Source organism: Paenibacillus sp. MMO-58 (assembly GCF_037146255.1).
Lineage (GTDB): Bacteria > Bacillota > Bacilli > Paenibacillales > Paenibacillaceae > Pristimantibacillus.
In genome coordinates, this window is record NZ_JBBCVY010000026.1 from 1 (window position 1) to 25808 (window position 25808).

The 25808-nt window shown below is 51.2% G+C and carries 19 protein-coding genes and 1 tRNA gene; 12 read left to right on the plus strand and 8 right to left on the minus strand.

From position 1 onward, the window contains the following. Positions 1 to 1155: 1155 nt before the first annotated feature. Positions 1156 to 2967: a 5'-nucleotidase C-terminal domain-containing protein gene (locus WFJ73_RS32920; RefSeq protein WP_336776958.1), complete on the minus strand. Its 1812-nt coding sequence runs from the start codon at positions 2965 to 2967 to the stop codon at positions 1156 to 1158. 339 nt (positions 2968 to 3306) lie between these two features. Here WFJ73_RS32920 and WFJ73_RS32925 point away from each other — a divergent pair, with 339 nt between their 5' ends. From WFJ73_RS32925 to WFJ73_RS32935, 3 genes are all read left to right on the plus strand, one after another. Continuing rightward, entirely contained in the window at positions 3307 to 4257 is a 951-nt protein-coding gene (locus WFJ73_RS32925) for a sugar-binding transcriptional regulator (protein WP_336776959.1), read from the plus strand. Between the two features lie 28 nt (positions 4258 to 4285). Then, positions 4286 to 4975, plus strand: a complete 690-nt coding sequence (gene deoC, locus WFJ73_RS32930) for a deoxyribose-phosphate aldolase (protein ID WP_336776960.1) — start codon at positions 4286 to 4288, stop codon at positions 4973 to 4975. 202 nt (positions 4976 to 5177) lie between these two features. Continuing rightward, positions 5178 to 6578: a SulP family inorganic anion transporter gene (locus WFJ73_RS32935; RefSeq protein ID WP_336776961.1), complete on the plus strand. Its 1401-nt coding sequence runs from the start codon at positions 5178 to 5180 to the stop codon at positions 6576 to 6578. Between the two features lie 253 nt (positions 6579 to 6831). Here WFJ73_RS32935 and WFJ73_RS32940 read toward each other — a convergent pair whose 3' ends face one another. From WFJ73_RS32940 to WFJ73_RS32950, 3 genes are all read right to left on the minus strand, one after another. Beyond that, complete coding sequence (locus WFJ73_RS32940) at positions 6832 to 7539, minus strand: DUF7002 family protein (RefSeq protein ID WP_336776962.1); 708 nt, start codon at positions 7537 to 7539, stop codon at positions 6832 to 6834. 208 nt (positions 7540 to 7747) lie between these two features. Continuing rightward, positions 7748 to 8617 (minus strand): aldose epimerase family protein, encoded by an 870-nt coding sequence (locus tag WFJ73_RS32945; RefSeq protein WP_317982515.1) that lies wholly within the window; start codon positions 8615 to 8617, stop codon positions 7748 to 7750. An 85-nt stretch (positions 8618 to 8702) separates the two neighbouring features. Further along, on the minus strand, positions 8703 to 9881 hold the full coding sequence (locus tag WFJ73_RS32950) for a peptidylprolyl isomerase (RefSeq protein WP_336776963.1): 1179 nt from the start codon (positions 9879 to 9881) through the stop codon (positions 8703 to 8705). Positions 9882 to 10085: 204 nt separating this feature from the next. Here WFJ73_RS32950 and WFJ73_RS32955 point away from each other — a divergent pair, with 204 nt between their 5' ends. From WFJ73_RS32955 to WFJ73_RS32985, 7 genes are all read left to right on the plus strand, one after another. Continuing rightward, on the plus strand, positions 10086 to 12137 hold the full coding sequence (locus WFJ73_RS32955; protein WP_336776964.1) for a bifunctional diguanylate cyclase/phosphodiesterase: 2052 nt from the start codon (positions 10086 to 10088) through the stop codon (positions 12135 to 12137). Between the two features lie 25 nt (positions 12138 to 12162). Beyond that, the gene (locus WFJ73_RS32960) at positions 12163 to 13572 is read left to right on the plus strand and encodes an HD-GYP domain-containing protein (RefSeq protein WP_336776965.1); all 1410 of its coding nucleotides are present in this window, start codon (positions 12163 to 12165) and stop codon (positions 13570 to 13572) included. A gap of 106 nt (positions 13573 to 13678) precedes the next feature. Continuing rightward, entirely contained in the window at positions 13679 to 14668 is a 990-nt protein-coding gene (gene mgrA / locus WFJ73_RS32965) for an L-glyceraldehyde 3-phosphate reductase (RefSeq protein ID WP_336776966.1), read from the plus strand. A 510-nt stretch (positions 14669 to 15178) separates the two neighbouring features. After that, positions 15179 to 15694: a GrpB family protein gene (locus tag WFJ73_RS32970; protein WP_336776967.1), complete on the plus strand. Its 516-nt coding sequence runs from the start codon at positions 15179 to 15181 to the stop codon at positions 15692 to 15694. A gap of 1230 nt (positions 15695 to 16924) precedes the next feature. Continuing rightward, positions 16925 to 20758: a response regulator gene (locus WFJ73_RS32975; protein WP_336776968.1), complete on the plus strand. Its 3834-nt coding sequence runs from the start codon at positions 16925 to 16927 to the stop codon at positions 20756 to 20758. Between the two features lie 103 nt (positions 20759 to 20861). Then, positions 20862 to 21584, plus strand: coding sequence for a response regulator transcription factor (locus WFJ73_RS32980; protein WP_336776969.1), 723 nt, complete (start codon positions 20862 to 20864; stop codon positions 21582 to 21584). A gap of 168 nt (positions 21585 to 21752) precedes the next feature. Then, entirely contained in the window at positions 21753 to 23039 is a 1287-nt protein-coding gene (locus WFJ73_RS32985) for a putative bifunctional diguanylate cyclase/phosphodiesterase (protein ID WP_336776970.1), read from the plus strand. Between the two features lie 110 nt (positions 23040 to 23149). Here the strand turns inward: WFJ73_RS32985 and WFJ73_RS32990 are convergent, their stop codons facing one another. Together WFJ73_RS32990 and WFJ73_RS32995 are read right to left on the minus strand one after the other, a co-directional pair. Continuing rightward, a complete protein-coding gene (locus tag WFJ73_RS32990; protein WP_012772454.1) occupies positions 23150 to 23368 on the minus strand; it encodes a hypothetical protein in 219 nt (72 codons plus the stop codon). Positions 23369 to 23480: 112 nt separating this feature from the next. Beyond that, positions 23481 to 23684 carry a hypothetical protein gene (locus WFJ73_RS32995; protein ID WP_336776971.1) on the minus strand — a complete coding sequence of 68 codons (204 nt, stop codon included), beginning with the start codon at positions 23682 to 23684 and terminating at the stop codon, positions 23481 to 23483. A gap of 206 nt (positions 23685 to 23890) precedes the next feature. Between WFJ73_RS32995 and WFJ73_RS33000 the strand changes: the two genes are divergently transcribed. Beyond that, the gene (locus tag WFJ73_RS33000) at positions 23891 to 24694 is read left to right on the plus strand and encodes a serine/threonine protein kinase (protein ID WP_336776972.1); all 804 of its coding nucleotides are present in this window, start codon (positions 23891 to 23893) and stop codon (positions 24692 to 24694) included. An 80-nt stretch (positions 24695 to 24774) separates the two neighbouring features. After that, positions 24775 to 24849: transfer RNA gene (locus tag WFJ73_RS33005), tRNA-Thr, on the plus strand. A 200-nt stretch (positions 24850 to 25049) separates the two neighbouring features. Here the strand turns inward: WFJ73_RS33005 and WFJ73_RS33010 are convergent. Together WFJ73_RS33010 and WFJ73_RS33015 are read right to left on the minus strand one after the other, a co-directional pair. Further along, complete coding sequence (locus WFJ73_RS33010) at positions 25050 to 25436, minus strand: hypothetical protein (RefSeq protein WP_336776973.1); 387 nt, start codon at positions 25434 to 25436, stop codon at positions 25050 to 25052. A gap of 134 nt (positions 25437 to 25570) precedes the next feature. Next, a partial coding sequence (locus WFJ73_RS33015; protein ID WP_336776974.1) for a hypothetical protein occupies positions 25571 to 25808 on the minus strand: 238 nt, incomplete at its 5' end.

Consider the following 25808-nt stretch of genomic DNA (forward strand, 5'->3'; position numbering starts at 1 on the left):
TGCAGCATACTAGGCGAGAATGGGGGCTGCTCGAGTGATACTTTGCACGGAATGCAGTATATGCGCGAAATCAGCCTGTATCGGCTGCTTTTGGGCGAATATGCTGCATTTCGTGCAGGATAAGACGAGTTACTTGGCTCAAATGCTCCATTATGCTGCAATTCGAGCAACGTAGGCGGACGGTGGTACTTAAAGCTAGCTAGTTTAGGGATTTATGTTGCACGAAGTGCAGCATACTGGGCGAGAATAGAGGCTGCTCGGGAGAAACACTGCTCGGAATGCAGTATATTGCGCGAAACCAGCTGGTATCGGCTGCTTTTGGGCGAATATGCTGCATTTCGTGCAGGATAAGACGATTACTTGGCTCAAATGCTCCATTATGCTGCAATTCGAGCAACGTAGGCGGACGGTGGTACTTAAAGCTAGCTAGTTTAGGGATTTATGTTGCACGAAGTGCAGCATACTAGGCGAGAATGGGGGCTGCTCGAGTGATACTTTGCACGGAATGCAGTATATGCGCGAAATCAGCCTGTATCGGCTGCTTTTGGGCGAATATGCTGCATTTCGTGCAGGATAAGAAGAGTTACTTGGCTCAAATGCTCCATTATGCTGCAATTCGAGCAACGTAGGCGGACGGTGGTACTTAAAGCTAACTAGTTTAGGGATTTATGTTGCACGAAGTGCAGCATACTGGGCGAGAATAGAGGCTGCTCGGGAGAAACACTGCTCGGAATGCAGTATATTGCGCGAAACCAGCTGGTATCGGCTGCTTTTGGGCGAATATGCTGCATTTCGTGCAGGATAAGACGATTACTTGGCTCAAATGCTCCAATATGCTGCATTTCGTGCAACGTAGGCGGACGGTGGTACTTAAAGCTAACTAGTTTAGGGATTTATGTTGCACGAAGTGCAGCATACTGGTCGAGAATAGAGGCTGCTCGGGAGAAACACTGCTCGGAATGCAGTATATTGCGCGAAATCAGCCTGTATCGGCTGCTTTTGGGCGAATATGCTGCATTTCGTGCAGGATAAGACGAGTTACTTGGCTCAAATGCTCCATTATGCTGCAATTCGTGCAACGTAGGCGGAGCGTTTATCATTCAGGTGCAAGATAAGGGCTGTTCTCGCTGGGAACAGCCCTGGTTGCTCTGCCGCCTAAGCAGCAGGCAGCTTGATTTTTTGCCCCGGATAGATGAGGTTCGGGTTCTTGATATGGTTCAGGTCGCGAAGCTTCTGCCAGGTGGTGTTGTGATTCTTGGCGATCGCCCAGAGCGTATCGCCTTGCTTCACTACATAGACGGCTGGCTTTGCCGGCTCCGGTTTAGGCTCTGGCTTAGGCTCTGGCTTAGGTTCTGGCTTTGGCTCGGGTTTCGGTTCCGGTTTAGGCTCCGGCTGTGGCTGTGCAACAACAGGAGTTGCTGCCGCCGTAATACGGCCTTCCACCTTCGGATTCGCGGTGCCCAGCTTGGTGATGTAAGCGATCAGCGCTTCATCCAGCGAACCATACATGCCTGCTTGCGGGTATGGGGTGAACATTGTATATTCATCGCCGCCGGCAGCCATGAAGTCGTTGGTCGCCAGCAGATAATCGGCTTTCTCGTTTAATGGCTTGCCCTTAACGGTTACGGAATGGACGCGTTGTCCTTTAGGCTTGGCTACGTCAATTTTGAAGGTGATGCCCGATACTTGAGGGAAGCCGCCTTTCGAATTCGGGTAGTCGGATACGCCGTTCTCGAGAGCTGCTTTGATATCGGCGCCTTTGACCTTCAGCGATACGATCTGATTGCCGAACGGAAGGACGGTAATAATCTCGCCTTTTGTAATAGTCCCTTCATCAATAGAGGCGCGGATGCCGCCGCCGTTGGTGATGGCAACATCGGCTCCGGCTGCATCGCGAATCGCGTCGGCAACCAGGTTGCCGAGGTTCGTCTCGCTAGTGCGGACCTGCTCGCGTTCGCCGTTCAGCTTCACGCTGGCCGTACCTACTTCTTCAGCCAGAATGGTCTCTTGGCTCTTCTGAATAGTGGCCACCATATCCGCGATCTCGGCATTAGGCGCGATGCTGGCAGCGGTATCTTTGTTCTCGAGCTTCGCTTCTTTCTTCACGACCTTGCCGCCATCTACCCATAGATCCACGACGCCCAAATACTTCGTGTACTCACCGGCGCTTGCGATCAGTGTGTTATGGCCGGCCGTAAGACCATGCTCCAGCACGGTATGGCTGTGCCCGTCGATAAAAACGTCGATGCCGTCTACGGCTTTGACGATCTTCAGGCTTGTATCGACGCTTGAGGCGTCCTGGCCGATATGGCCTACCGCAACGATGACGTCGGTCTTGTCTTTGAGCTCGTCCACAATAGCTTGAGCTTCTTTGGTTGGATCGGCGAAGGTCAAGCCTTCTACATTTTTAGGATGCGTCTTATAAGCGGTCTCCGGCGTTGTCAGGCCAAAGATCCCCACCTTCACGCCATCAACTTCCTTAATAATATAAGGCTTAAATAAGGACGTTTTGTCTTTAGCGACCTTAACGTTAGCGCTGAGAACCGGGAACTTCATCATCTGCTCAAGCTCAAGCAGCCGCTTGTAGCCATAGTTGAAGTCATGGTTGCCCGGAACAAACGCGTCATATCCCATCTTGTTCATCACCTGCACAACACTCTCGCCGTTCACCAGCGTGGCGAAGGTAGTTCCGTGCGTAGCGTCGCCCGCATCAAGCAGCAGGCTGTCCGGATTGGCCTTGCGGTAGCTGTCGATAATGCCGGCAAGCTTGGCATAGCCCATTTCTCCCGAGGTTCCCTCCACGGCGCGCGCGTGCATGTCATTCGTGTGCAGGAGCGTGATGTGCTTGGCGGAAACGGGTACTGCCGTTTCGTCTGCTGCTGCCGCAACGCCGACAGACGCAGCAAAAAGCGATGCGGCAAGCAGCGTCCCCGCTGCCCACTTCATTTTTCTAAGCTTGATTAGCATCGTATCCCTCCACTGTTTATTTTTCTTTTATCGACAATACGTATTCGGTATTTGGCAAGGATCTCCTTTCAAATTCTTGTAAATTATCTGAAAATTTAGCAAATTGAGTCGGAAGTCCTTTCTCCATTCGTCCATCTTTCCTAGCTTTCGACAGCGGCATTTCGCCCTCTGTGCACAATAGTTACACTAGTTCCTTGAACATATGTAAAAACCTGGCGTTAAATGGGGCCGACTGTTGCTCTGACAACTAGGTGCACGTATAATAGTCCTGAAATATTGTCATATTAATTCGAACATATTCTCATAACTTTAAGGCAACTCTGCGAGAGGGGAAGACGGATGGAGGAGCTAAGCGATAAGCGGTTAAAAATGATTGAAGCGGCCCGTATGTATTACGAGCTAGACTACAATCAACAGGAGATAGCGAAAAAGCTGGGTGTATCGCGCCCGACGGTTTCGCGTTTTCTGCAGCAGGCGAAGGAAGACGGCATCGTGCAGATTCGCATTATGGATCCGGCTTCCGATAACCAGGAACGCGCCCGCATGCTCAAGGAACGCTTTGGCTTGAAGGAAGCAATTGTAGCTTCCGTTCCGAAATACGAAGACGGCATGGTCAAAAAGGTCATTGGCGAGGCTGCGGCTAATTTTTTGAACGATACGGTACAAGATGGCGATACGATTGCCGTCACTTGGGGAACAACATTATATGAAGTAGCTACTCGTCTGCCGAACAAGCATACGAAGAAGGTAAAGGTCGTGCAGCTGAACGGCGGCGTAAGCCATTCCGAGACCAATACGTATGCGTATGAGATTGCGCAGCTGTTCGCGAAGGCATATCAGACATCGCCATACCTGATTCCGCTGCCGGCGATTGTGGATCATGCGGTCGTGAAGCATGCGATTGAAGCGGACAGGCATATCCGCAAAATCCTCGATATGGGCAAGCAGGCCAATATCGCGGTTGTCACGGTAGGGGCGCCGACGGAAGATTCGGTTCTGATCCGCGCTAATTATTTTTCCGACGAGGATCTGGGCATTATTTTATCGCGCGGCGTTGGCGATATTTGCTCCCGGATTATCGATATTAACGGGCAGCTGTGCAGCGAGGAGCTGGATCTGCGGACAATCGGCATAGACCTGAACGAGCTGAAAAAGAAAGAATGGTCCGTTCTTGTTGCCGGAGGACCAAGCAAGGTGGAAGCGATATACGGCGCATTAAACGGCCAGTATACGAATACGTTAATAACCGATCAGGTTACGGCGCAGCACTTGCTGGAGTTCAAAGGATAATAGAGTAGATTAATATTGGAGGATGGGTATGAGTAATCAAAAAAATCTGTCGGCAGGGGAAGTAGCTGCTTACATTGATCATACTGCACTGAAAGCGGAAACGACGAAACAAGAGATTATCAAGCTTTGCGAAGAAGCGAAGCAGTATCATTTTGCAACGGTATGCGTAAATCCGGGTTATGTCGCGCTTGCGGCACAGGAGCTTGCGGGATCCGGCGTTGGCATCACGACGGTTGTAGGCTTCCCGCTTGGGGCGACTACCACTTATGCTAAGGCTGAAGAAGCGAAGGATGCGATTGCCAGTGGCGCGACGGAAGTCGATATGGTGATCAACGTTGGCCTGATCAAGTCCGGCGATTTCGAAGGCGTGAAGCGTGATGTGGAAGGCGTAGCCCAGGCATGCAAAGGGAAAGCCGTTCTTAAAGTTATTCTGGAGACAGGCCTGCTTACCGATGAAGAGAAGGTACGTTCCTGCGAGATCTGCAAGGAAGCGGGAGCGGACTTCGTGAAGACGTCGACGGGCTTTGGCAAAGGCGGAGCTACTGTAGAAGATATCGCGCTGATGCGTCGTACGGTTGGTCCGGATCTTGGCGTAAAAGCTTCCGGCGGCGTTCGCGATCTGGAGACTGCGCTCAAGATGATTGAGGCAGGCGCAAGCCGGATCGGCGCAAGCTCGAGCGTAGCAATCGTGACTGGCGGGCAAGGAGAAGGATACTAAGGGTTTAAAGTTGGAAGGGGCGGCCGCATGCGGTCGTCCCTTCATTTGGGATTGACCCTTAGCGGAAGAGCGGGGTATCATGAAGATAGTCGAACGGCCGGCTCGTTGAGCTGGTTTTTTTGTTTGTCATTTCGTTTTGAGGATGAGGTGCCGGACCGGGATGGCCTGGTCGGACGTTATCATAGATTAGTTGAGGTGAACCATGAGTTTGAAGACTTCATGGCGGGAGCAGTGGACGAGTAACGCGAGAATGAACATATTGGCTGGCATTACGGCAACGCTGGCGCTTGTGCCGGATTCTCTTGCTTTCTCGTTTATGGCTGGTGTCCCGCCGGTCGTAGGTATTTATGCCTCGATTTGTATTTTGCTTGTTATTACTTTTCTCGGCGGCAGACCGGGCATGATCTCGGCTGCAGCGGGCTCGATGGCCGTCCTTATGCTGACACTGGTGAAAGAGCATGGCATCGAGTATTTGTTCGCGGCAACCGTGCTGACGGGTGTCATTCAGTTCCTGATGGGCGTGTTTAAGCTGGGCAAGCTGATGCGGTTTGTCCCTTCGGGCGTGCTGACGGGGTTCATTAACGCGCTGGCGATTATGATTTTCCTGTCGCAGCTGCGGTATTTCAAAGGCGAATCATGGGTCATGTACGTGCTTGTTGCGGTAACGCTTGGCATTATCTATCTTGTTCCTCGCTTCTTTAAGGCGATTCCATCCCCGCTGATTGCGGTTGTGGTGCTGACGCTTGCCGTATGGGCGTTCGGCATGGGGGATGTAACGCGAATCGGCGATATCGCTGCGATTGACGCTTCGCTGCCGTCGTTCTTGCTGCCGGATATACCGTTCAGCCTGAATACGCTCTGGATCATTCTCCCGTACTCCTTGTCGCTTGCGGTAGTTGGCTATACGGAGACGATGCTGACGCATAGCCTGCTGGATGAGATGACCGGGGAGAAGACGGATAAGAACCGGGAGATGAAGGGGCAGGGCCTTGCCAATATCGTTGCCGGATTTTTCGGCGGGATGGCGGGCTGCGCTTTGGTCGCGGAATCGGTACTTAACGTGAAAATGGGCGGGAAAAACCGCTTGTCGACCCTCGTCGCGGCGTTGTTCCTCCTGCTGCTCGTCGTGCTGCTTGGCGACCTGCTGGCGCTTGTGCCGATGGCTGCGCTGGTGGGCATTATGCTAATGGTATGTATCGCGATTTTCGATTGGAGCTCCGTGTTCCGCATGAACCGTCTGCCGCTCGGCGAGACTGCCGTTATGCTGGTGACGGTTGGCGCCGTGCTGCTCACGCATGACCTGGCGATTGGCGTAGTTGCCGGCGTGTTCATAAGCTTTATCGGATTCGCGGTAAAAGCCTCCAAGGTTCATATTCACGACGAATGGAACGGATCCACGCGGACGTATCGCGTGCACGGCCAGCTGTTCTTCGCCTCCGCCTCCGAGCTGGAGGAGCGGATCGAGCATGACTGCGAAGCGGAGGAGGTCCACATCGACCTCTCCGGCACGAAGGTATGGGATCATACGGCGAACCTCGCCGTCCGTAAGACGGTCGATCGCTTGCAGAAGAACGGCAAGCAAGTGACGGTTGTTGGCGTTTAGATGGATTGGAGCCGCCCTTTGGGGCGGCTTTTTTGCTATTCGTCGCACGTTCGTGGTACGTTGGATTTCCTCCAGTAAAAGCAGGCTTAGAGCAGGGTACCCGGAAGCTACGTTGGATTCTATCCACTGTAAGAGCTAAGAATGAGCCAATATCGTCTAAATTGAGCCGATTATGATGGAGCCCACTGTAGCTCGAGAGATTGGCTAATTCCAACCCATTTTGTTGGACGAAATCCAATGTAGTTTCTGCAAGTTAGGCTTCTGCTTCGTCAATGGGGAGCAGGAGGTCGAGCGGTTGGTAGCTTGTCAGCCAATTTGGAGGTAGATCTTTCTGGCTTGGCGCATAAACGGATTTTAGCAGCCGGGTAATGGAGTGGGCCTGCTCCTCAATAAGAATTTCCTTGATCTCCGAAGGCTTGACGGGAACAGCGTGATCCGTTCTGCGGCCGAAGTCCGCAAGGGATACAAACATCGCCGGACTCTTCCGGTAGTTGCAGTTTTTCGGAAAACGGGGCGAGCTGCCCGAGTCGTATTTGGACAACCGGACAAACTCCTTGTGTGCGAGGAGCAGTTCGCTTGCTTCGAATTCGAGCACGGCAAATGCCTCGTCAGGCTCTCGCCCCATGTATGTCGTCAGCATCTTAAGACAATCCTTTCTGGTTGGCCAGAAGAAGATATGCTTGTCTATAAAGTTGCGGAACTCCTCAACCGAGCAGCCCGACTCCATCATGGCCTCGGGAATACGTAGATGCGAATTAACCGTAATCGATGCTCCCTCGTATGATACCTCTTCTCTTGAGGCCCGGCGCTCGCCAGTTGATTCTGGCAGCAAATGCTGACTCGACCAAATCGAGTCAAAATGGGCGATTCCCCGCAAATTACTTGCCCGCGTAAAATGATAAGCCGATCTTCTGCCGCTCGATTTCGTAATAAGCGCGATGGTTTGTTCTATATCGGTCATATGCGCCACCTTCTGTTTGAACCATTCTCACGTATTATGAGGCAGAAACGCTTCTGTGTATACCTCAACGGGGCGGAATGGCAGGTACCGTGGGGAGTGGGGGAGCTAGACGATGTGCGACATCGTTAAGCTCCAAAAACGCCCGCAAACCGCCCCGAGTGCCACCCAACATAAAAAGGCCTTCCCCTAGGGAAGACCTCTCCTTATTTTAACGCTCGCAGCTGATCGTGAGGTTGGCGTTGAGCGCCTCGCCGGATTCGAGCATTACGAGCTCTTCCTGGCGGTTCAACTCGCCGGTCATAGCCATCCATGGCTCGACGCAGACGAATGGCTTGTCCTGCACGGACCAGACTTGGACGTATTTGAAAATATCGTCATACGTCATGCGCACGCGAGCGCCGCCGCTAACCGGGAACGCGATTTCGCGCTTCTTGGCGCCAAGCAGGGTAACGGATTCCACCATGCCGTCCAGATCCAGTTCGCCAGTGTATGGCTTTTCAACCATGTCGTTATAGTCGAGGTAAGTAGTCGCATCGGTCTCGTACGGAAGCTTTTTCGAATCGGCATTGAAGTAAGGGTGGAAGCCGGCGTAGAAAGGCATGGCTTCGCCTTCCGTCAAGTTGCGGTATTGCTGTCGGATATGAAGCTCGCCGTTCACCAGCGCATAAGTGAAGCTCACCTCGAAATCAAACGGGAAGCTCTGCTTGGTCTCTTCATTACTGCGAAGCACAATGGTAATCGAAGCCTCGCCATCGGTATTGGTGCCGGCAACTTCCCATACGGAAGTGCGGGCTACGCCGTGATTAGCCATCTCGTACGATTGGCCGTTCCAAGTATAGGTCTTGTTCTCGAGCTGACCGCAGATCGGGAACAGGATCGGATTGCCGCCGCGGATGTTCGCAGTGGGATGCTCGAACGTTGCTTTGTCCAGGTAGAATACTTCAAGTCCGTTCAGCTGGCAGCCGATAACGATGCCGCCGCGCTCCGGACATACCCGAATGCGGGACGAAGTGCTCTCCTCGATTAGTTCGTAAATTTTAAACGTGTCGGTATAGCTGTTCACTTGAAACTGGCTCATATGGCCCTCCTAAGGATCTTTTTTTCTAAAGCCATCATACCATAAATAAGCAAAAAGGCTGTCCTCAAGGGGACAGCCTTTCGATTTATTTCGCTGTGTTAGTCGAAGAGTTGCCAGCCGCCGCACTTGCTTCAGGGCTTGCTGCCGCGCTTGCCGCCGGGGACTCTTCAGCCGCAGCGGGATCAAGCGTATTCGTGATTTTTGCTTTAGCTTTCAGGTCCGCCATCCAGTTGGAGGACAGCTCGCTTACTTTTTGCGTAACCAGCTGGTACTTGATGTCTTCTTTCTTCTCTTCCAGCGTAGGCGTTACAGCTGCTTTCTCATCGGTTTTCTTGATGATGTGGTAGCCGTAGCTTGTCTGAACAATGCCGCTCAGCTCGCCTTTTTTCAGCTTGAATGCCGCGTCTTCGAAAGCTGGCTCCATGGTGCCTTTCGCGAAGAAGTTCAGGTCGCCGCCGTTGTCTTTCGTGCCTGTATCCGTCGATTTCTCTTTCGCCAGAGTAGCGAAGTCAGCTCCGCCTTTCAGCTGCTTCAAGATATCTTCCGCTTCTTCCTTCGTAGCTACGAGGATATGCGAAGCGCGGATTTGCTCAGGCGTCGACATGGATGCTTTGTTCTGGTCGTAGTAAGCTTTAATGTCTTCGTCTGTTACTTTAACTTGCGGCTCAAGAATTTTGCGGATTTTCACTTGAACTTCCGCATCTTGACGCAGGCTGTCAACGGTCATGCCGTATTGAGCGAGCGTTTGGTTGAACTCGTCCTCGGAACCGAACGATTTCTTCAGGTTCTCGATTTCTTTGTCTACGTCTGCTTCCGTAACCGTTACTTTTGCATCTTCCGCTGCTTGATCGATCAGCTCTTGCGTGATCATGTTGTCCAACGTCGACTTGCCGCCTTGCTCCACGAGGGAATCATACAGCTTGTCCTTCGAAATTTTAACACCGTTAACCGTTGCAACCGCTTTGTCGCCCGCGCCAAACGGTGGTTTAATCAGAACGATAATAAGCACGATGGCGAGAATCGCGGAAACGGCGATCCAAGCTTTGCCGCCGCTGCGGCCGCCCGCTGCTTGTGCCGGAGTCTCGGAAGTAGGAGCTTGCTTGCGCTCTTCCTCTTCGACCTCTTCGTCTTTCTCGTCTTGAAGGGCATCTACGGCTTGATCGTCTTTGTTGTCATCCTCATAGACGTATTGTTGATTCTCTTGCTCCGCAGCCGTGTCGAGTTCCTCATTTTCTCTTTTGTGCTGCGAGTCCTTGTTTTCCATTGTTAATAAACTCCCTTCAACAAAAAGGCACTATTTTTACAATCTTCACCTACTATAACAAAACAATCGTCCAAAAACCTTAATTCTAAATAAAAATATGTTGCATTCCGTCGCTTTTCGTATAATGGTATATGTATACAAAAATATTAGACTTTAGTCACATCAGACATGTCCGGAGAACTAGTCTCGGAAGGTGGGGGACGTTTGGTCACATTACACGGAGAGTATAACGGCTGGGTTATTCTTCTCTCATTCATCATCGCGTTATTCGTTTCGTACTCTGCCTTGAATCTGGTGTACAAAATCTCTCAGTCCAAAGGAAAGGTGCGGCTGGGCTGGATGCTCGCAGGCGCCTTTGTAATGGGCAGCGGGGTGTGGACCATGCATTTTATCGGGATGATGGCGTTCCATATCGGTATTCCCATTGCCTATAACGTACCCGTTACCCTATTGTCGATTACCGCAAGCATCTGCGCTTCCTGCGTCGCCTTCTATTTAACGCTGGCAAAAGAAATTAACCGCCTTAAGCTCCTAGGGGGCGGCTTTATCATGGGGGCGGGAATAGTCGCCATGCATTACACGGGAATGGCTTCGATGCATTCTCCCACAATGTCTATACAATATAACCCAATTATAGTTATATTATCCGCTGCGATCGCCATCATGGCTTCCTGCGCGGCGTTGTATTTCTTTATAAATTTCAGGGATGGCAGTAAGGCTGCATGGTCCAAATGGGCGGCGGCCTCGTTAATGGGACTGGCAGTCTGCGGGATGCATTATACCGGAATGGGCGCCGCGTCCTTCTGGTGCGGTGAGCCTGTTGCCTCTTCGTTAACGGAAGATATCCCGATTAATCTGTTTCTTCTAATAAGCGTCACCCTGGTGACCCTTCTCATTATGCTCGTTACTTGGATTGCGATTTATCTGGACCGTACCGTGCTTGAGCGTATGGCCTACAGCGATCCTCTGACTGGTCTTGCGAACCGCCATGCGATGAACCGGTATTTCGATCAAAAGCTGGATAAAGCCCGTACGTACGGCTTGCTCTTCCTTGATCTCGATCAGTTCAAAATCATTAATGACACGCTGGGCCATGACATCGGCGATTTGCTTGTGCAGGCTGTCGCCAAGCGGCTTCGTTCCCATGTGAGCGAAGGGGCCCAAACCTTCCGCCTTGGCGGTGATGAATTCCTGTTGGTGACAAGAGGGATGGAGCCTGATGAGGTGGAGCAGCTCTCCAATCGGATATTGGAGGATATACGCAAGCCTTATCTTTTGGAGGGCAATGAACTATATGTCACCGGCAGTATCGGAATCAGCTTGTCTCCGCAGCACGGGAACGAGAGGTCGTCGCTCCTGATTGCGGCGGATACCGCGATGTACCAGGCGAAGCGCAGGGGCAAGAACCAATACTGCCTCTACGACGAGCAGATGGAGCGGGAGCTGCTGCGCCGGATGGAGCTGGAGAAGGATCTCCGGCTAGCCTTGCCAAGAGAGCAGTTCGTTGTTCATTATCAGCCCAAGTGGGATGCGGTCGCTAACCGGGCAATCGGCGTAGAAGCGCTTCTGCGCTGGAATCATCCTTTTCTAGGCCGTATTCCTCCGGAGGAATTTATCCCGATCGCTGAGGAGACGGGGCTTATCGTTCCGATTACCCGATGGGTGCTGGGACAAGCCTGCCGGGACTGCTTTGAATGGAATGAAGGCAGAGCGGAACCGCTAAGCGTCTCGGTTAACATGTCCGTCAGCGTGTTCGACAGCAAAAATCTCGAGGACATGGTTATCTCGGCGCTCCTGCGTTCCGGACTGGATGCCCGTCTCCTGGAGCTGGAGATTACGGAGACCATCGTGATGCATAACGTCGAGGATGTCATCGATCAATTGAAGACCATCCGGGAGATGGGCGTTCAGATTTCGATGGATGACTTTGGGGCGGGTTATTCTTCGCTTGGCTCCATTGATCTGATTCCTTTCCAGACGTTAAAGATAGATAAGCTATACATGCAGCAAAGCGATTCGCCTTCGAAGCGCGCCATCATTCAGACGATAATTATACTGGCTAAGCAGCTTAATCTGGAGGTTATCGCCGAAGGGGTGGAGACGGAGCAGCAAATTGCGTTTCTGCAATCCGCGGGCTGCAGCATGATGCAGGGCTATTATTTCAGCAAGCCGATGTCGCGCGCTGATCTTGATCTTTGGTTACAGCAGTCGATGGTTATTGATAGAAGTCAAACGTCGCAGAGCTTGATCGGATAACGCATGCCAAGGAGGGCGTCAGATTTTGAACAGTCAGGCGAAAATCTATCTGTATCTTCTTTTATCGCTCGCAGTCCCGCTTATCGTATTTATGGTCCTTCATATGAATCCCGAATGGGATTACCATCTGCATTCTCCTAACGTGCATTTCTACGTGGTTAGCATAGTGTCTGGATTGGCCTTTGCTCTTGCTGTAGCGGTTGGCGTAGCTGCCATCCGGCTTCGCAATTTGAAAATCAGCTTTCTATCGTTGTCCTTCGTCTCATTGGCGGCGTTATTCCTTGTTCATGGGTTATCGACTCCAAGGGAGGCGTATCACACTACGGCGCTGCCAAGCAATGCGGCTCAAATGAGCATACTGCTGGCGGTGATGTGGCTATGGCTGTCGTCGATGTCCTCGGACCGCCGCGTTATCAGCTGGCTGTCGGCGCATCAGCGCTGGCTGCTCCCGATCTGGACGGTATCGATCGCCGTGATTTGCGCGCTGCTGTGGCTTTTCTCCGACCAAATGTCCTGGCTTCAAATGAAGCAGGGTCCTATCAAATGGACGGCAACCTTGCTTATTGTCGGGTTAAACGGCTGGACGATGTATCGGTATCTGGAGACGTATCTGTCTACAAGATTCCCGCTGCAGCTGGCGATCGTATACAGCTCGGGATGGATGATTGTCGCTCAGTTCATTAACGTAACGGGCAAAATGTGGATGTTAAGCTGGTGGATCTACCACTTGCTGCTACTGGCTTCGATCAGCGCCATGATTGTCGGCATTTATTATCAGTACCGCAGCTCCGGCTCTTATACGAAGTCGCTGAAGCAGCTGTTCCAGAACGATCCGAAAGAATGGATTCATGCCTACATGTCGCCGGCGGTTCGCGAGCTGATCCGGACGACGGAAACGCGCGACGCGTATACGGCGGGCCATAATTACCGGGTTGCGCTCTACGCGATACAGCTCGGAGAAGAGCTGGGGCTGAATTCCGACCAGCTTCGGGCTATTGCGCAGGGCGGCATCGTGCATGATATCGGGAAGCTGATTGTTCCTGACAACATCCTGAACAAGCCGGGAAAGCTGACGCCGGAGGAGCGGGAGGTTATCGAAAAACATCCGGTGACCGGGTTCAATCTGTGCCGTCGGTTAGGCTTTATGCAGGAGGAGCTGGCCGTCATCCGTTCCCATCACGAGCGTTGGGACGGAAGCGGCTATCCGGATGCGCTAAGCGGGGACAACATTCCGCTGCTGGCCCGCGTAACGGCCGTTGCGGATGTGTACGATGCCTTGACGTCCTCCCGTTCTTACCGGGCAGCGTTGTCGCATGAAGAAGCGATGGCGATTATTTTGAAGGAGCGGGGAAAGCATTTCGACCCGTTATGCGTTGATGCGCTGATTCGGATCGCGGGCGAGAAGGGCTGGGCCTTTAAAGCGTCGGCAAGCTGATGGTTTGGCGGAAGGCTTAGGCGTATAGCCCGGGTTTATTTCCCTAGGCCGCGGGTGTATGATAAAGGGGTTACATAGCCTTTTCAGAAGGGATGGATAAGAAGTAATGACATACGCAGCAGACAAATCTCGTTTTGAAGACATGAAATACTTCCGCGTCGGCAAAAGCGGCCTCAAGCTGCCAGCCGTATCGCTTGGCTTATGGCATAACTTCGGCGGAAATGACCGTCTGGAGAACGGACGCGCCATGATCCACCGCGCCTTCGATCTGGGGATTACCCATTTCGACCTGGCGAACAACTATGGACCGCCTCCGGGCTCCGCTGAGGAAACTTTCGGTAAAGTCCTGAAGCAGGACATGGCGGCTTACCGCGACCAAATGATTATCTCCACTAAAGCAGGCTACTATATGTGGGAAGGCCCTTACGGCGATTGGGGTTCCCGCAAATATCTGGTGTCGAGCCTTGATCAAAGCTTGAAACGGATGGACCTGGAGTATGTGGATATTTTCTACCATCATCGTCCGGATCCGGAAACTCCGCTTGAAGAGACAATGGCTGCGCTCGACCACATCGTACGTTCGGGTAAAGCGTTGTATGTTGGCTTGTCCAATTACAGTGCTGAGCAGACGGCTCAAGCTTCGGCCATCCTGAAGCAGCTGGGCACGCCATGCCTCATCCATCAGCCATCGTATTCGATGTTCAACCGTTGGATCGAAGACGGCTTGCAAGACGTGCTTGATCAAGAAGGCATCGGTTCAATCGTATTCTCGCCGCTGGCCGGCGGCTTGCTGACGAACCGTTACCTCGACGGTATACCTTCGGATTCGCGTGCGGGTGGACCAAGCGTCTTCCTGAATTCGAACAACATTACCGAAGAAAAGCTCGCTAAAGTTCGCGCTCTGAACGAAATCGCGCAAAGCCGCGGCCAATCGCTGGCGCAAATGGCTTTAGCTTGGGTTCTTCGCGGCGGCCGCGTAACTTCCGCCCTGATCGGCGCAAGCCGCGTCGAGCAAATCGACGACAACGTTGCGGTACTCAGCCGTCTCGATTTCTCCGACGATGAGCTGCAGGCGATCGAGAACATTTTGGCGTAATCGATGAATCGCCTAAGGAATGTATCTCCTTCCGGTTCACCGAAGTTTCGTCAACGCTTGACCATTTGAAGAAATTCGGTGTAGCTGTTGTCCTCACAGGAAACCATGTTAGGACAAAGGCAAGCGCTTGAAAGCTTTCTGGAAGAAAGCTACTTCGGAAGCATATGCTTTCCTGCAGGAGATACATTTCCTCTGGCTCTCATCGATTTATTTTGAACAGCAAAAGGCTGCCGATTAATCTCGGCAGCCTTTTTTTAAAACCATGTACTGCTCCTCCCAAGATCGGCGCCTCGCTAACGAAACGGGGTATTCTTATTTGCCTCAGAATAGCTAGTTTTACAATCTAACGAAACCTGGTAACGCTATTTGGCCGATTTAGGGTTAAAAGAGGCGTTTAGATAGTAAATAAAGATATGAGGTTTCGTTAGAAATTGTAGCGTTTAATTTTGGGCGAATAGCGTTATGTAGTTTCGTTAGCCCTGTTTTAATGAATGAATAGGAGAGGATAAGATGGAAGTGCGATTGAGTGATTACAAGGAAGAATGGGCGCAGATGTTTCGCGAGGAAGCGGAGTGTCTGAGGGCTGTCTTTGATGGAGTGGAGATCCGATTCGAGCATTTCGGAAGCACGGCTGTTCCGGGGATGAAAGCAAAGCCCGTTATCGACATGATGGGGATCGTTGACGATATTAATGGAATTGATCTTTTTAATGATAGGATGGCCTCACTCGGATACGACGTAGCTGGCGATTGGGGCATCCCCGGCAGACGGCTGTTCCGCAAAGGCGGAGAGCAGCGCACCCACCATATCCACTTCTATCAATCGGATAGTCCCCAAATCGGACGGCACCTCATTTTCCGCGATTATCTGCTTTCCCACCCGGAGGAAGCTGCCAGATACAGCCGCTTTAAAGAACAGCTGGCCCAGCGATACGAACGAACCAACGAATACAGCCCCGCCAAAAAAGCATTCGTAAGCGAAATGGAACAACTCGCGCTCATCTGGCACTCACAAACAACTAAATGATCTCCCTTCTCTTTGTTTAGAGGCGCCCTACATTATTACCTTGCACGTTTTACACTATATTTGCCCATAAATGTCTGTTCTTCGAGAATATGCTGCACGAAATACATGATATATGCCTACAACTCCTTATTTCCCCCTAAATAAGAAGAATATCCTGCATTCCATACATCATATTTCCCTCTACACCCCCAAACCCCTCATATATCCTGCAAAACGTACAACGTACCGGGAGAGGGGCGCAGTGATGGGCTCGAAGTGTTGTGCATAGAAGGCGAGTGCGGGTCGGGTTGTGTATGAACTAGTATGACCTCAAAGTGTCACCTCAGGGAGGACGAATGCGAACTGGTAACGTATGTTGCCTATCAGAGACTAATTAGTATTAGTTCGAAATGTCACCTCAGGGAGGACGAATGCGAACCGGTATCGTATGCCGAGCATCAGAGACTAACTAGAATGAGCTCGAAGCGCTGCATCAGGGAGAGCTAGTGCGAGCTAGTCACGTATGCTGGCCATCAGAGACTAACTAGTATGAGTTCAAAGGGCTTCACCCAGGAGTTCGAATGCGAACTAGTCACGTATGCTGAGTTTCAGAGATTAACTAGTATGAGCTCAAAGTGTCGCCTCAGGGAGAACGAGTGAACTGGTAACGTATGCCGAGCATTAGAAACTAACGTTTGAGCCCAAAATGCAGCGCATGGAGGGCGAATGTGCGAATCGTGTAACGTATGCACAACAAAGACTAACTAGTCTAGTTTAGGCACGAGATGCTGCGCCAGGGAAGCCCCGCAAAGGGCTTCCCTTTATTCTTTATGCTGCGCATTACGCAGCCCCGCATTCCCGCGTCGGGCAAGCAATATGCCCAACGCTAAAGATGCTCTTTCTTCGACCCAGGGGCGAAGAAAAGAAACGCCTGCCACAGGCAGGCAAACCGCCAAGGAACGGAGGCGGTTGGCTTCCGCCCTCCCAAACGAATCGAAGACGAGTGGAGGGAGATGTTTCTCCTGGAGAGCGAAGCGCCTGCCTTTGCGTACACTTTGCAACCTTATCCAATTGTTCAGGCAAAGTGTACGCAACAGCAGAGTAAGGAGAAACATCTCCCGGAGTGAGCATACGATTCTCCAATCAATCTCCTAATCACCATCACTCCCCATCCGACAAATCGTCTATCGATTCCACTCCCTCATGACGATATAATACATGTAGATTTACTCGGGAAGGGGACCGCGCGTCTTGAACAACTTATCATTGCGGACAAAAGGCCTGCTCATCATCGTCTTAATCACCTTCATCCCGCTTGGCATCGCGGGGGTCATTAATTACCTCTCCATCAAGCAGGAAATGATCAATACCGCATCCGATAGAGTGGCCAGCCAGCTGAGCGTCAGCGCCAATTATCTGGCTTCCTGGCTGCAGATCAGGCGGGCCGAGGTAGTGGTGATGAGCCGTACGGATATCGTCCGTTACGGCACCGATGCGGAGAAGCTGAAATATTTCAGGGACGAGCTGTATCGCACGGATTATACCTATCATGCGATTGGATATATCGATCTGAACGGCCGGGCCATCCGTACGAACGGCGATCCGGTCAATATGAGCGGACAAGCCTTTTTCCGCGAAGCAGTGAAGGGCAAGTCGGCGATTACGGATCTGTTCCTTCCTTCCTTTGATAACTTGAAGCAGTCCCTTATTGTTATTCCGGTATTTGATCAGAACAACCTGATTAAAGGTGTCATATACGCATCGATGCCGATGTCGACGATGTCGCCTTATTTCCTTGTGGATAAGGATCCAAGCTCCGAGTATTGGCTCTATAACGATCGGGGAGTGGTCCTGTTCCATTCGTACTCCACCTCTACCGGCATTAAGCCGATTCAAGGGCTGCTTAACGGGCAGCCGGGCTTAAGTCTCGAGAAGCTGCTCAAACCTTCCGGGCAAATCCAGATACAGCGCGGGAATATGAAGCATGTGCTCCTTTATATGGACGTAGACAGCGCAGCACCTTGGCATGCGGCACTCGAAATACCGCAGGCCAGCCTGAATAAAGGTCTGTCCAAAGTATTATGGTGGACCTTTGCCACGATCGCTTTGTCCGAGGTCGTGATTGTTATCCTCTTCTCGATCTATTTCAATATGATCATTAACCGGCTGAAAGGAATCCTTTCCGTTACAAAACAGGCTGCCGACGGTCAATTCGAAGTGGAGCATCTGTCCCAGGAGCCCGGGGATGAGGTCGGCAAGCTGGCCGAATCGGTTAACGGGATGATGGAGCATCTGAAGGATATGTTTGGACGCCTCGAGGCGATTATCAATCAGAACGAGTACTCCTTTATTTTGCTGGATGAGAATTACCGCGTGAGCTATATGAATCAGGCGGCGGAGAGGCTGATCGGTTATACGACGGATGAGCTGAAGGGGCACGCGACGCCTCTTCTGTTCATGGATCCGGATGAAATCGAGCGCGAAGCGGAGAGGCTGTCGCAAAAGCTGGGTGTTCACGTTGAGCCTGGCCTCGAGGTGTTCCGGATACTGCGCCAGGTGGACTTCTCTTATGAACGGCAGTGGACGTATATCCATAAGGACGGGACCAAAATTCCGGTACGTCACTTCTCGAACGGACTGCGCGATCAGCAGGGCCGTCTGACCGGGGTTCTTGGTATGGCTTATGACATCTCCGAGCATGTAAAAGTAGAAAAATCCCGCAACCTTCTGCTCGATATTATCGGCTCGGCCAAAGACCTGATCGCTTCCATCGACCATAACGGGAAGGTTGCCTACATTAACAAGGCGGGCAAGCGGATGCTGGGTCTGCCGCTGGATTACAAGCCGAAGGACTATAAGAGCTACGTGGAACCGTCCATGTACCTTTATCTCATAAAAGGCTCCCGGATCGCCATGAAAATGGGCTATTGGGAGGGTGAAGCCGAGCTTCTGACGCAAGCCGGAGACAAGGTGAACGTCTCACTTGTTATCGTAGCCCATCCATACCGAAATACCGGCGAGCTGTACTTCTCCTGTATCGCGCGCGATATTACGGAGCAGAAGCATATCCAGGAGGAATTAATTCAAGCGACGCAGGAGGCCGAACAGGCGAATGCGGCCAAAAGCCGCTTCCTGGCGATGGTCAGCCATGAGATCCGTACGCCGCTTAACGGCATTATTGGTCTGTCGCAGCTCATGCGCCGCACCGGACTATCTCCTTCGCAGAAGGATTATATGGACAAGCTGGGCAACTCCTCGGAATCCTTGCTGCGCATTATTAATGATCTTCTCGATTTCTCCAAGATCGAGGCGGGCAAGGTTGAGGTGGAGCGGGTTGCGTTCCAGCCACAGGAGATGCTCAGCCGATTGACGGATCAGCTTAGCGTCTTTATGGGCGGCAAAGAGCAGTTCGAATTTATTTTGGAAGTACCCGAGCAGCTGCCTACTACTCTCTTGGGCGATCAGATGCGCGTTGAGCAAATTTTGCTGAACCTGTGCATGAACGCCGTTAAGTTTACGGAGCGAGGTCATGTGAAGCTGAGCCTTGAGGTGATGGAGCAGTGCTCTGACGGATTAAAGCTGCGATTCACCGTCGAAGATACCGGTATCGGCATGACGAAAAAACAAATCGACAGGCTCTTTACCCCGTTCACGCAAGCCGATGGCTCAACAACCCGCAAATACGGAGGCACGGGCTTAGGACTTGTGATTGCGAATGGTCTCGTCAAAATGATGGGCGGGAAAATCCAGGTCGACAGCGAGCCCGGCTTAGGCAGCCGGTTCAGCTTTGTCCTGTCCTTCCCAGTCCTGTCTTCCATCAGTGAAGAAAGGCTGATTGTCAACAAGGAGCTGGAGGACCAATGCATCTGGGTTGTGGAGGACAGCGACGAGATGCGTCAGCATTGGTGCAGCCTTGCGGAATCATTCCGCTTGACCCCGGTGGCGTTCTCTTCTTGGGGAAGCGCGAGGGAAAAGCTGCGCCGGATGGGCGCGGGGGCGATGCCTAAGCTGATTATGCTGGACATGGAAATGCCGGATATGTACGGAGCGGAAACCTGGCTGGAATTCCACAAGCAGGCTACGGCCGCAGGGGTGAAGACGATTGCGCTTACGACCTCCTTTGGCCGCGACGAGCTCATGCAAATGCCGGATTCCGGCCGTCCGTATGCGATTCTGACCAAGCCGGTTACTCGTCTGGCGCTATTCCATGCGCTAACGGGGACGCTCGATCAAAGGCCGGTGCAAGTGAAGGAATGGACAATGGCGGCCCAGGAGGCGGCCGTATCCGAGGAGCCTCGGGAAAAAATACGGGTGCTGCTTGCCGAAGACAATCATATTAACCAGCTGGTAGCAATCGAGCTGCTGAAGGAACGGGGCTTCGAGGTTGGTCTGGCGGAGAACGGGCGGGAAGTTCTGGAGAAGCTGGAGCAGGGGGACTGGCATCTGGTCCTCATGGATATTCATATGCCGGAGATGGACGGAATGGAAGCAACAACGATTATCCGCAGCGATTCCCGGTACGAGCACCTGCCGATTATAGCGGTAACCGCGAATTCCCTTCGCGCGGATCATGAGCATTACCTGCAGCTTGGCATGAATGGCGTGGTGACGAAGCCTCTCGATCCGGATCAGCTTTACATGTTCATTATGAATCTGTTGAACAACAAGAAGTTTCCGGTGCTTCAGCAGCAATCATGGGATGCTTCGGGCCAATCGGTGCCTGAGCTTGACGGGATTCAGGTAGAGACCGCACTGGCAAGAGTAAGCGGCAAGGTCTCTATTTTACGCCAAATGCTTGTTCATTTCCTGAAGGATTACGAAGGCTTCGCGGATAAGCTGATCGATGAGCTGACCATTGGCCAGACTGCAAACGCTAGACGGATGATCCATACGCTGATGGGAGCTGCCAGCCATTTGTCGGCGAATGACGTAGTGCAGGCCGCTGCAAGGCTGAACGAGATTCTGAAGAAAGAGGATGGGGAAGAGGATTGGAAGGCGCCGGCCGAATTGCTGAAAAAGGAGCTCGACCGCGTGATAACCGGTCTATTGCAGGCATCGATTTCAACATTCGACAGTTTCTCCTAACAATCTTCTAACATTTTATTGTTAACCCTTACAATCGTATTGTATATTAGAGATAGATTTATATTTTTTGACAGAAATCTTCTTTCCCTAAGGGGTGGCGCCGGTGTATAAAGTTTTAGTAATTGAAGATGACGTCATGATGAGGGATATGCTGTCGATGTACTTGTCGGAAGAAGGGTATTCAGTTAGGCAAGCAGGAACGGGTGAGGAAGGCTTGCGGACCGTTCAGGAATTTTCGCCTGATGTTGTCTTGCTTGACCTGATGCTGCCTGATATGGATGGTATGGGGGTTTGCGCCTCTATTCGTGAACGATCGCATGTGCCTATTATGATTTTGTCGATGAAAAGCGAAGTTTCCGAACGCGTTCAGGCCTTGAAGGCAGGAGCCGATGATTATATGTGCAAGCCATTCAGCATGCATGAGATGACGGCGAGAGTGGAAGCTCTGATCCGCCGTTCCCAGTTTAGTGCGGCGGAAGTGGAGGCGGCTAGCGCGGCGGAAGCGGAAGAGGCGGATCTTGCGCCGATTCAGCTGGACGCCGAGCGCAGAATGCTTCTTGTCAGAGGCAAGCTGATCGAGACAACCTTTTCTGAATTCGAGATGATGAAACTCTTCTTATCCCATCCGGGCAAGGTATTCAGCAGGGAAGAACTGATCAATACGATTAGAGGGTTTGATTCTTTTGTAACGGATAGGGCTATAGACGTACATATCGTTAACCTGCGCAAAAAAATCGAACAAAACCCGAAAGAGCCCCGTTTAATCCGTACGGTATGGGGCTTTGGTTACAAATATACGACCGACCACAGTCAGGAACATGATTAAGGTAAGCGACCTAAAGATCACCTCCGCTGCAAGGTGATCTTTTTTATACCCACTTGTCCGAATGCTGGCAAATACCTAACATACTTCTAAAGAACAATCCGCAATTTTTCTAATACTTATATGGGACTATAGGATTAACAGTAATGACAAAAGGATGGTGTAGCAATCGTGCATGGGTTAGCCAGTTTACCTGAACGGCAGGAGGCTTATGCTCAGCTGGAGGTAGCTTTAAGCCGCGCGCGGGCATCAGGACAGCGGCTCGTTGTGGCGTTGATTCAGATCGATCGTTTCTATGGTGTGAATGAGGCTAAGGGCTTAGAGGCATGCAACCAGGTACTTGAAAGTATCGGAGGACGGTTAAGTCAAGGGGCGGATACGGCCTTTGTTACCTTGATCAGCGGCGATACTTTTTTAATGGCTAGAGAAATCGGATACTTGCAGGCGGAATGTGCCAACGCGGTGGAAGAGATGAAATATGCAGCGCATTACCCGGTTTCCTATGAGGGAGCGGAATTGAACTTGACGGCAAGTATCGGTACCTGCCTGTTCCCGCAGAACGGACGGACAAGCGAGAGACTGCTCGGGCATGCCGAGACAGCGCTCTTCAAATCGCGGGAGCAGGGCGGCAACCGGATTACGTTTTATAGCGAGGAAGAGACAGCCCAGATGAACCGCTGGCTGGAGGTTGGAGCATTGCTGCGTCCGGCCCTTTATTTGCGTCAGTTCCATCTGAGCTATCAGCCGATCTTCCGCACCGAAGGCGGGCGTCTTCGCGGATTTGAAGCGCTTCTAAGATGGAATCAACCGGAGCTTGGCGCGATTTGGCCGGCGGAATTTATTCCGATTGCCGAGCAGAATGGCTTAATCGTGCCTATAGGCGAGTGGGCGCTGCGCGAGGCCTGCAAGATGCTGGCGGGCATGCAGGAATATGGCCTGAAGGAGCTTGTTATCGCGGTTAATGTGTCGCATGTCCAACTGCTGGACAACAGCTTCTGCAGCATGGTTGCTCATGTGCTGGAGGAGGCGGGAATCGAGCCTTCTTGTCTGGAGCTTGAGGTGAAGGAGGATGTGATCCTTCATTTCACCGACAAAACATTAGCGGTACTGAGTCAGCTGCGCGCATTAGGCGTCAGAATTACGCTGGATAACTTCGGAGAAGGTTATGCCTCGCTTGCGAACCTGAAGCAGCTTCCGGTCAACAGCGTAAAGATCAGTAAATCGTTCATCCGACAGATTGACGTGCAAAGCGTAGAACGCCATATCGTTGAAGCGATGATCGGGCTTTTGCACAAGCTGGAGATTGAGGTTATTGCGGGCGGCGTCGAATACGAGGAGCAATATAAATTGCTGAAGGAATGGAGCTGCGACTTTGTGCAGGGCTTCCTCCTGGGATCTCCGATGCAGCCGGATTTGCTCGACATGTCGATCATCCGGAAGTCGCCACAAACGGCGTAAATAGTAAACAAGGTAAAATCTAAAAGCCCTGAACGATTCGCGCTTGGCGATCGTTCAGGGCTTTCGTATTTGCCAGGTCATGGGTTTGTTGGTTTGGTTAATAGTCGTTGTTAGCTTACTTCAAGATACAGCTTCGTCCCGTCGTTGTATTGGAAAATGGCAACATCGCGGACAACCTCGACCTTCGATATACGTTTCCACTTCTTGCGGAAATCGAAGTTGTATTCCATCTCAACTAATTTATGATGAAGTTGTTCAACGGAAGCCGCCTGTTCGTTAACGTAATAAACGGGAACCGAACGGTCTTTGAAGGTAATGATTTTCATCATACCATTCGCACCTCCACTCGTTTTTTTTCCAGTTTACTAGAAACGTTTTAGCCGCTTATAAAAAGGTCATAAGGTTATTGTTTAGTTTGCTAACATTCCCCTAACAATTTCCTTAGCTGCTGTAGCTGCCATATTTTTTCTTGTAATGGTTATGACCGTATGGGGGTTGCTTCGGCGGATAATAGTTTCCTTTTTTGTAATCGCTGCTGCTATGGCTGTGGTGACCGTAATGGCCGTTATGACCGTAGTGTCCATGTTTGTTATAGTGTTTTCCAGTGACGGAGCCGAGGAGCCTTTGCAACAAGTGTTTTATCATTATTGATGACCTCCTACCTATAATTAAGCCTTTGTTAAGGAATTGAAACATCTTAGACTTATGAAATCATACGTATTGGTAAAAGGCAGGTTTCGTGCAATCACACCTATTCCGCTACTGGGAGGAGAAACCTAACCTGACCGGAACCCGTATGTGTAGGGCAAGGAGGGATTCCTATCTGGTGGAAGAAATGGATAACGAATTGGATGGACTACCCGCTGCGGCAGGGAATCGTATGGGCGGGAACCTATCGTATAAAGGAGTTCCTTGGGATGGGCAGTTATGGCCAAACCTATCGCTGTACGGATCTGCGAAGCGGATCAACCGTTCTTCTGAAGCGGGCAAAACCAAGCAAGCGGGATACCGGACGGAGACTGCTGAGACGGGAAAATGATATTCTTCAGCAGCTTGACCATCCGCAGCTGCCAAAGTGGCTGGACTGGGCTGTTCACCGCCGTGAAGGCGCACTTGTGATGGAATATATAGAAGGTATAAACGTCGAGCAGGCGATTTTGCTGAAGGGAAGGACTTATACGCAGCTGGAGGCGCTGCGTTTGTTATTGGTGCTGTTCTCTCCTCTGGATCATCTGCATCAAGCGGGTTATGTTCATCGTGATGTACGGATTCCGAATGCGATACTGGGCGTTGATGATGTTCATCTTATTGATCTGGGACTGGCCTGCCGGGTTGGAGAAAAGGATGCTGATGGACCGGAAGAGAAGCCAAGCGGGTTTGCAGACAGCTGGGGACCTGTGAAGTACCGCATGCGCCAGCCTGAGCAGGCGAGCGACTTGTATGGACTAGGGCATTTCTTCTTATTTCTGATGTATGCCGGTTATACGCCGGAAGAGGGGCAGAAGGAACGAAGCTGGGAAGAGGAGCTTGCGCTTGACCCTGAAGTTTTGAGCTTCATTAAAGGGTTATTGGAGAGCAGATGGCATACGACAGCGGAATGCAGGCATGAACTGGAGAGGATTGTTAGACATTATTCCTCGGGAAATAAAGAATAAAGCCGCAATATGTCGAATCCGGTCTTGGAACGCAAAAGGTTGACTTTTACATTGGAAATTCGTATCCTAAATATTGTCTAGCTGATGTAGCTCAGGGGTAGAGCAACGCACTCGTAATGCGTAGGCCGGGGGTTCAATTCCCTTCATCAGCACCATTTTACGAAAAAGCCCGTTAAATCAACGTTTTGCCGACATTGAATGTTACGGGTGTACATACGGAGGGCTACGCATTCCGCACAAGTATTCGGACGTGCGTAGCCCCATAATACGGGGCCTTTCGCGAAATTTGCGGAAGGTTTTTTAAAATTCTAATAGCCGTTTCACCTTGGTTGTCAGATCAATGTATCTCTTACATTCAGATAATGTGGCGATACCAATTGATAAGTGCATTTTTAACGGTGGTTCTAATCTCTTTCTCGTTGAAACTTCCTGAGTATATACGGGTCGAAACCGAATCAAACACAGCATCGATGCTGATGCGATCCAAACTGGTTCCCGACACCCATAGACCATATATTCTTGCGTTTGCATACGAGATATAAATAGCTTGAGATGTATTTGATTGCATTTCTAAAGTACGATCAGTATCAACAAATGCTGTAATAACGGGCATCATTTCAGACTTCACACGCTCTATCACATCGTTTACATCGTCTTGATCCCAGTGGCTTTTGTTCTTCTTCTCATTCTTCAATCTCTTCATTTGGTCTCGGAAGTCTTCGAAATCATCTTCTTTACTCATTTAGTATGACTCTCCTTTCCAAATGTAATGCCTTGGCAGGGCTGCGCATCTCATGGTGCTTTGTTTGATGTCCGTGGGTTCTCAATAAAAAGGGTACGGATTATATTCCGTACCCTTTAAATAGGCACCTACAGTTATCCATGTCGATGCGAATGCAACGAGATTGCTTGAATTTTGCGAGGGTTAATGAACAAGACTTCATTATCGACCAAGAATAGTGCAGAATTCCCTTCGAATCCAAGGAATGTGGCTTGAAGCCCCCGTGGACCGGTGTGGTCAAATACAACGTCTACGCGTACCCCTGGAGAGAGACGGAATAGAATGCTAGGAACTCCATCAAAACCTCCATTATTGCCAATACCACCAATACCG

Bases quoted from the DNA above. Each gene is read 5' to 3' on its own strand.
- WFJ73_RS32935 (WP_336776961.1), top strand. From the start codon at position 5,178: ATGAGTTTGAAGACTTCATGGCGGGAGCAGTGGACGAGTAACGCGAGA.
- deoC (WP_336776960.1), top strand. From the start codon at position 4,286: ATGAGTAATCAAAAAAATCTGTCGGCAGGGGAAGTAGCTGCTTACATT.
- WFJ73_RS32970 (WP_336776967.1), top strand. From the start codon at position 15,179: ATGGAAGTGCGATTGAGTGATTACAAGGAAGAATGGGCGCAGATGTTT.
- WFJ73_RS32945 (WP_317982515.1), bottom strand. From the start codon at position 8,617: ATGAGCCAGTTTCAAGTGAACAGCTATACCGACACGTTTAAAATTTAC.
- WFJ73_RS33010 (WP_336776973.1), bottom strand. From the start codon at position 25,436: ATGAGTAAAGAAGATGATTTCGAAGACTTCCGAGACCAAATGAAGAGA.
- WFJ73_RS32995 (WP_336776971.1), bottom strand. From the start codon at position 23,684: ATGATAAAACACTTGTTGCAAAGGCTCCTCGGCTCCGTCACTGGAAAA.
- WFJ73_RS32925 (WP_336776959.1), top strand. From the start codon at position 3,307: ATGGAGGAGCTAAGCGATAAGCGGTTAAAAATGATTGAAGCGGCCCGT.
- WFJ73_RS32990 (WP_012772454.1), bottom strand. From the start codon at position 23,368: ATGATGAAAATCATTACCTTCAAAGACCGTTCGGTTCCCGTTTATTAC.
- WFJ73_RS33000 (WP_336776972.1), top strand. From the start codon at position 23,891: ATGGACTACCCGCTGCGGCAGGGAATCGTATGGGCGGGAACCTATCGT.
- WFJ73_RS32950 (WP_336776963.1), bottom strand. From the start codon at position 9,881: ATGGAAAACAAGGACTCGCAGCACAAAAGAGAAAATGAGGAACTCGAC.
- mgrA (WP_336776966.1), top strand. From the start codon at position 13,679: ATGACATACGCAGCAGACAAATCTCGTTTTGAAGACATGAAATACTTC.
- WFJ73_RS32940 (WP_336776962.1), bottom strand. From the start codon at position 7,539: ATGACCGATATAGAACAAACCATCGCGCTTATTACGAAATCGAGCGGC.
- WFJ73_RS32920 (WP_336776958.1), bottom strand. From the start codon at position 2,967: ATGCTAATCAAGCTTAGAAAAATGAAGTGGGCAGCGGGGACGCTGCTT.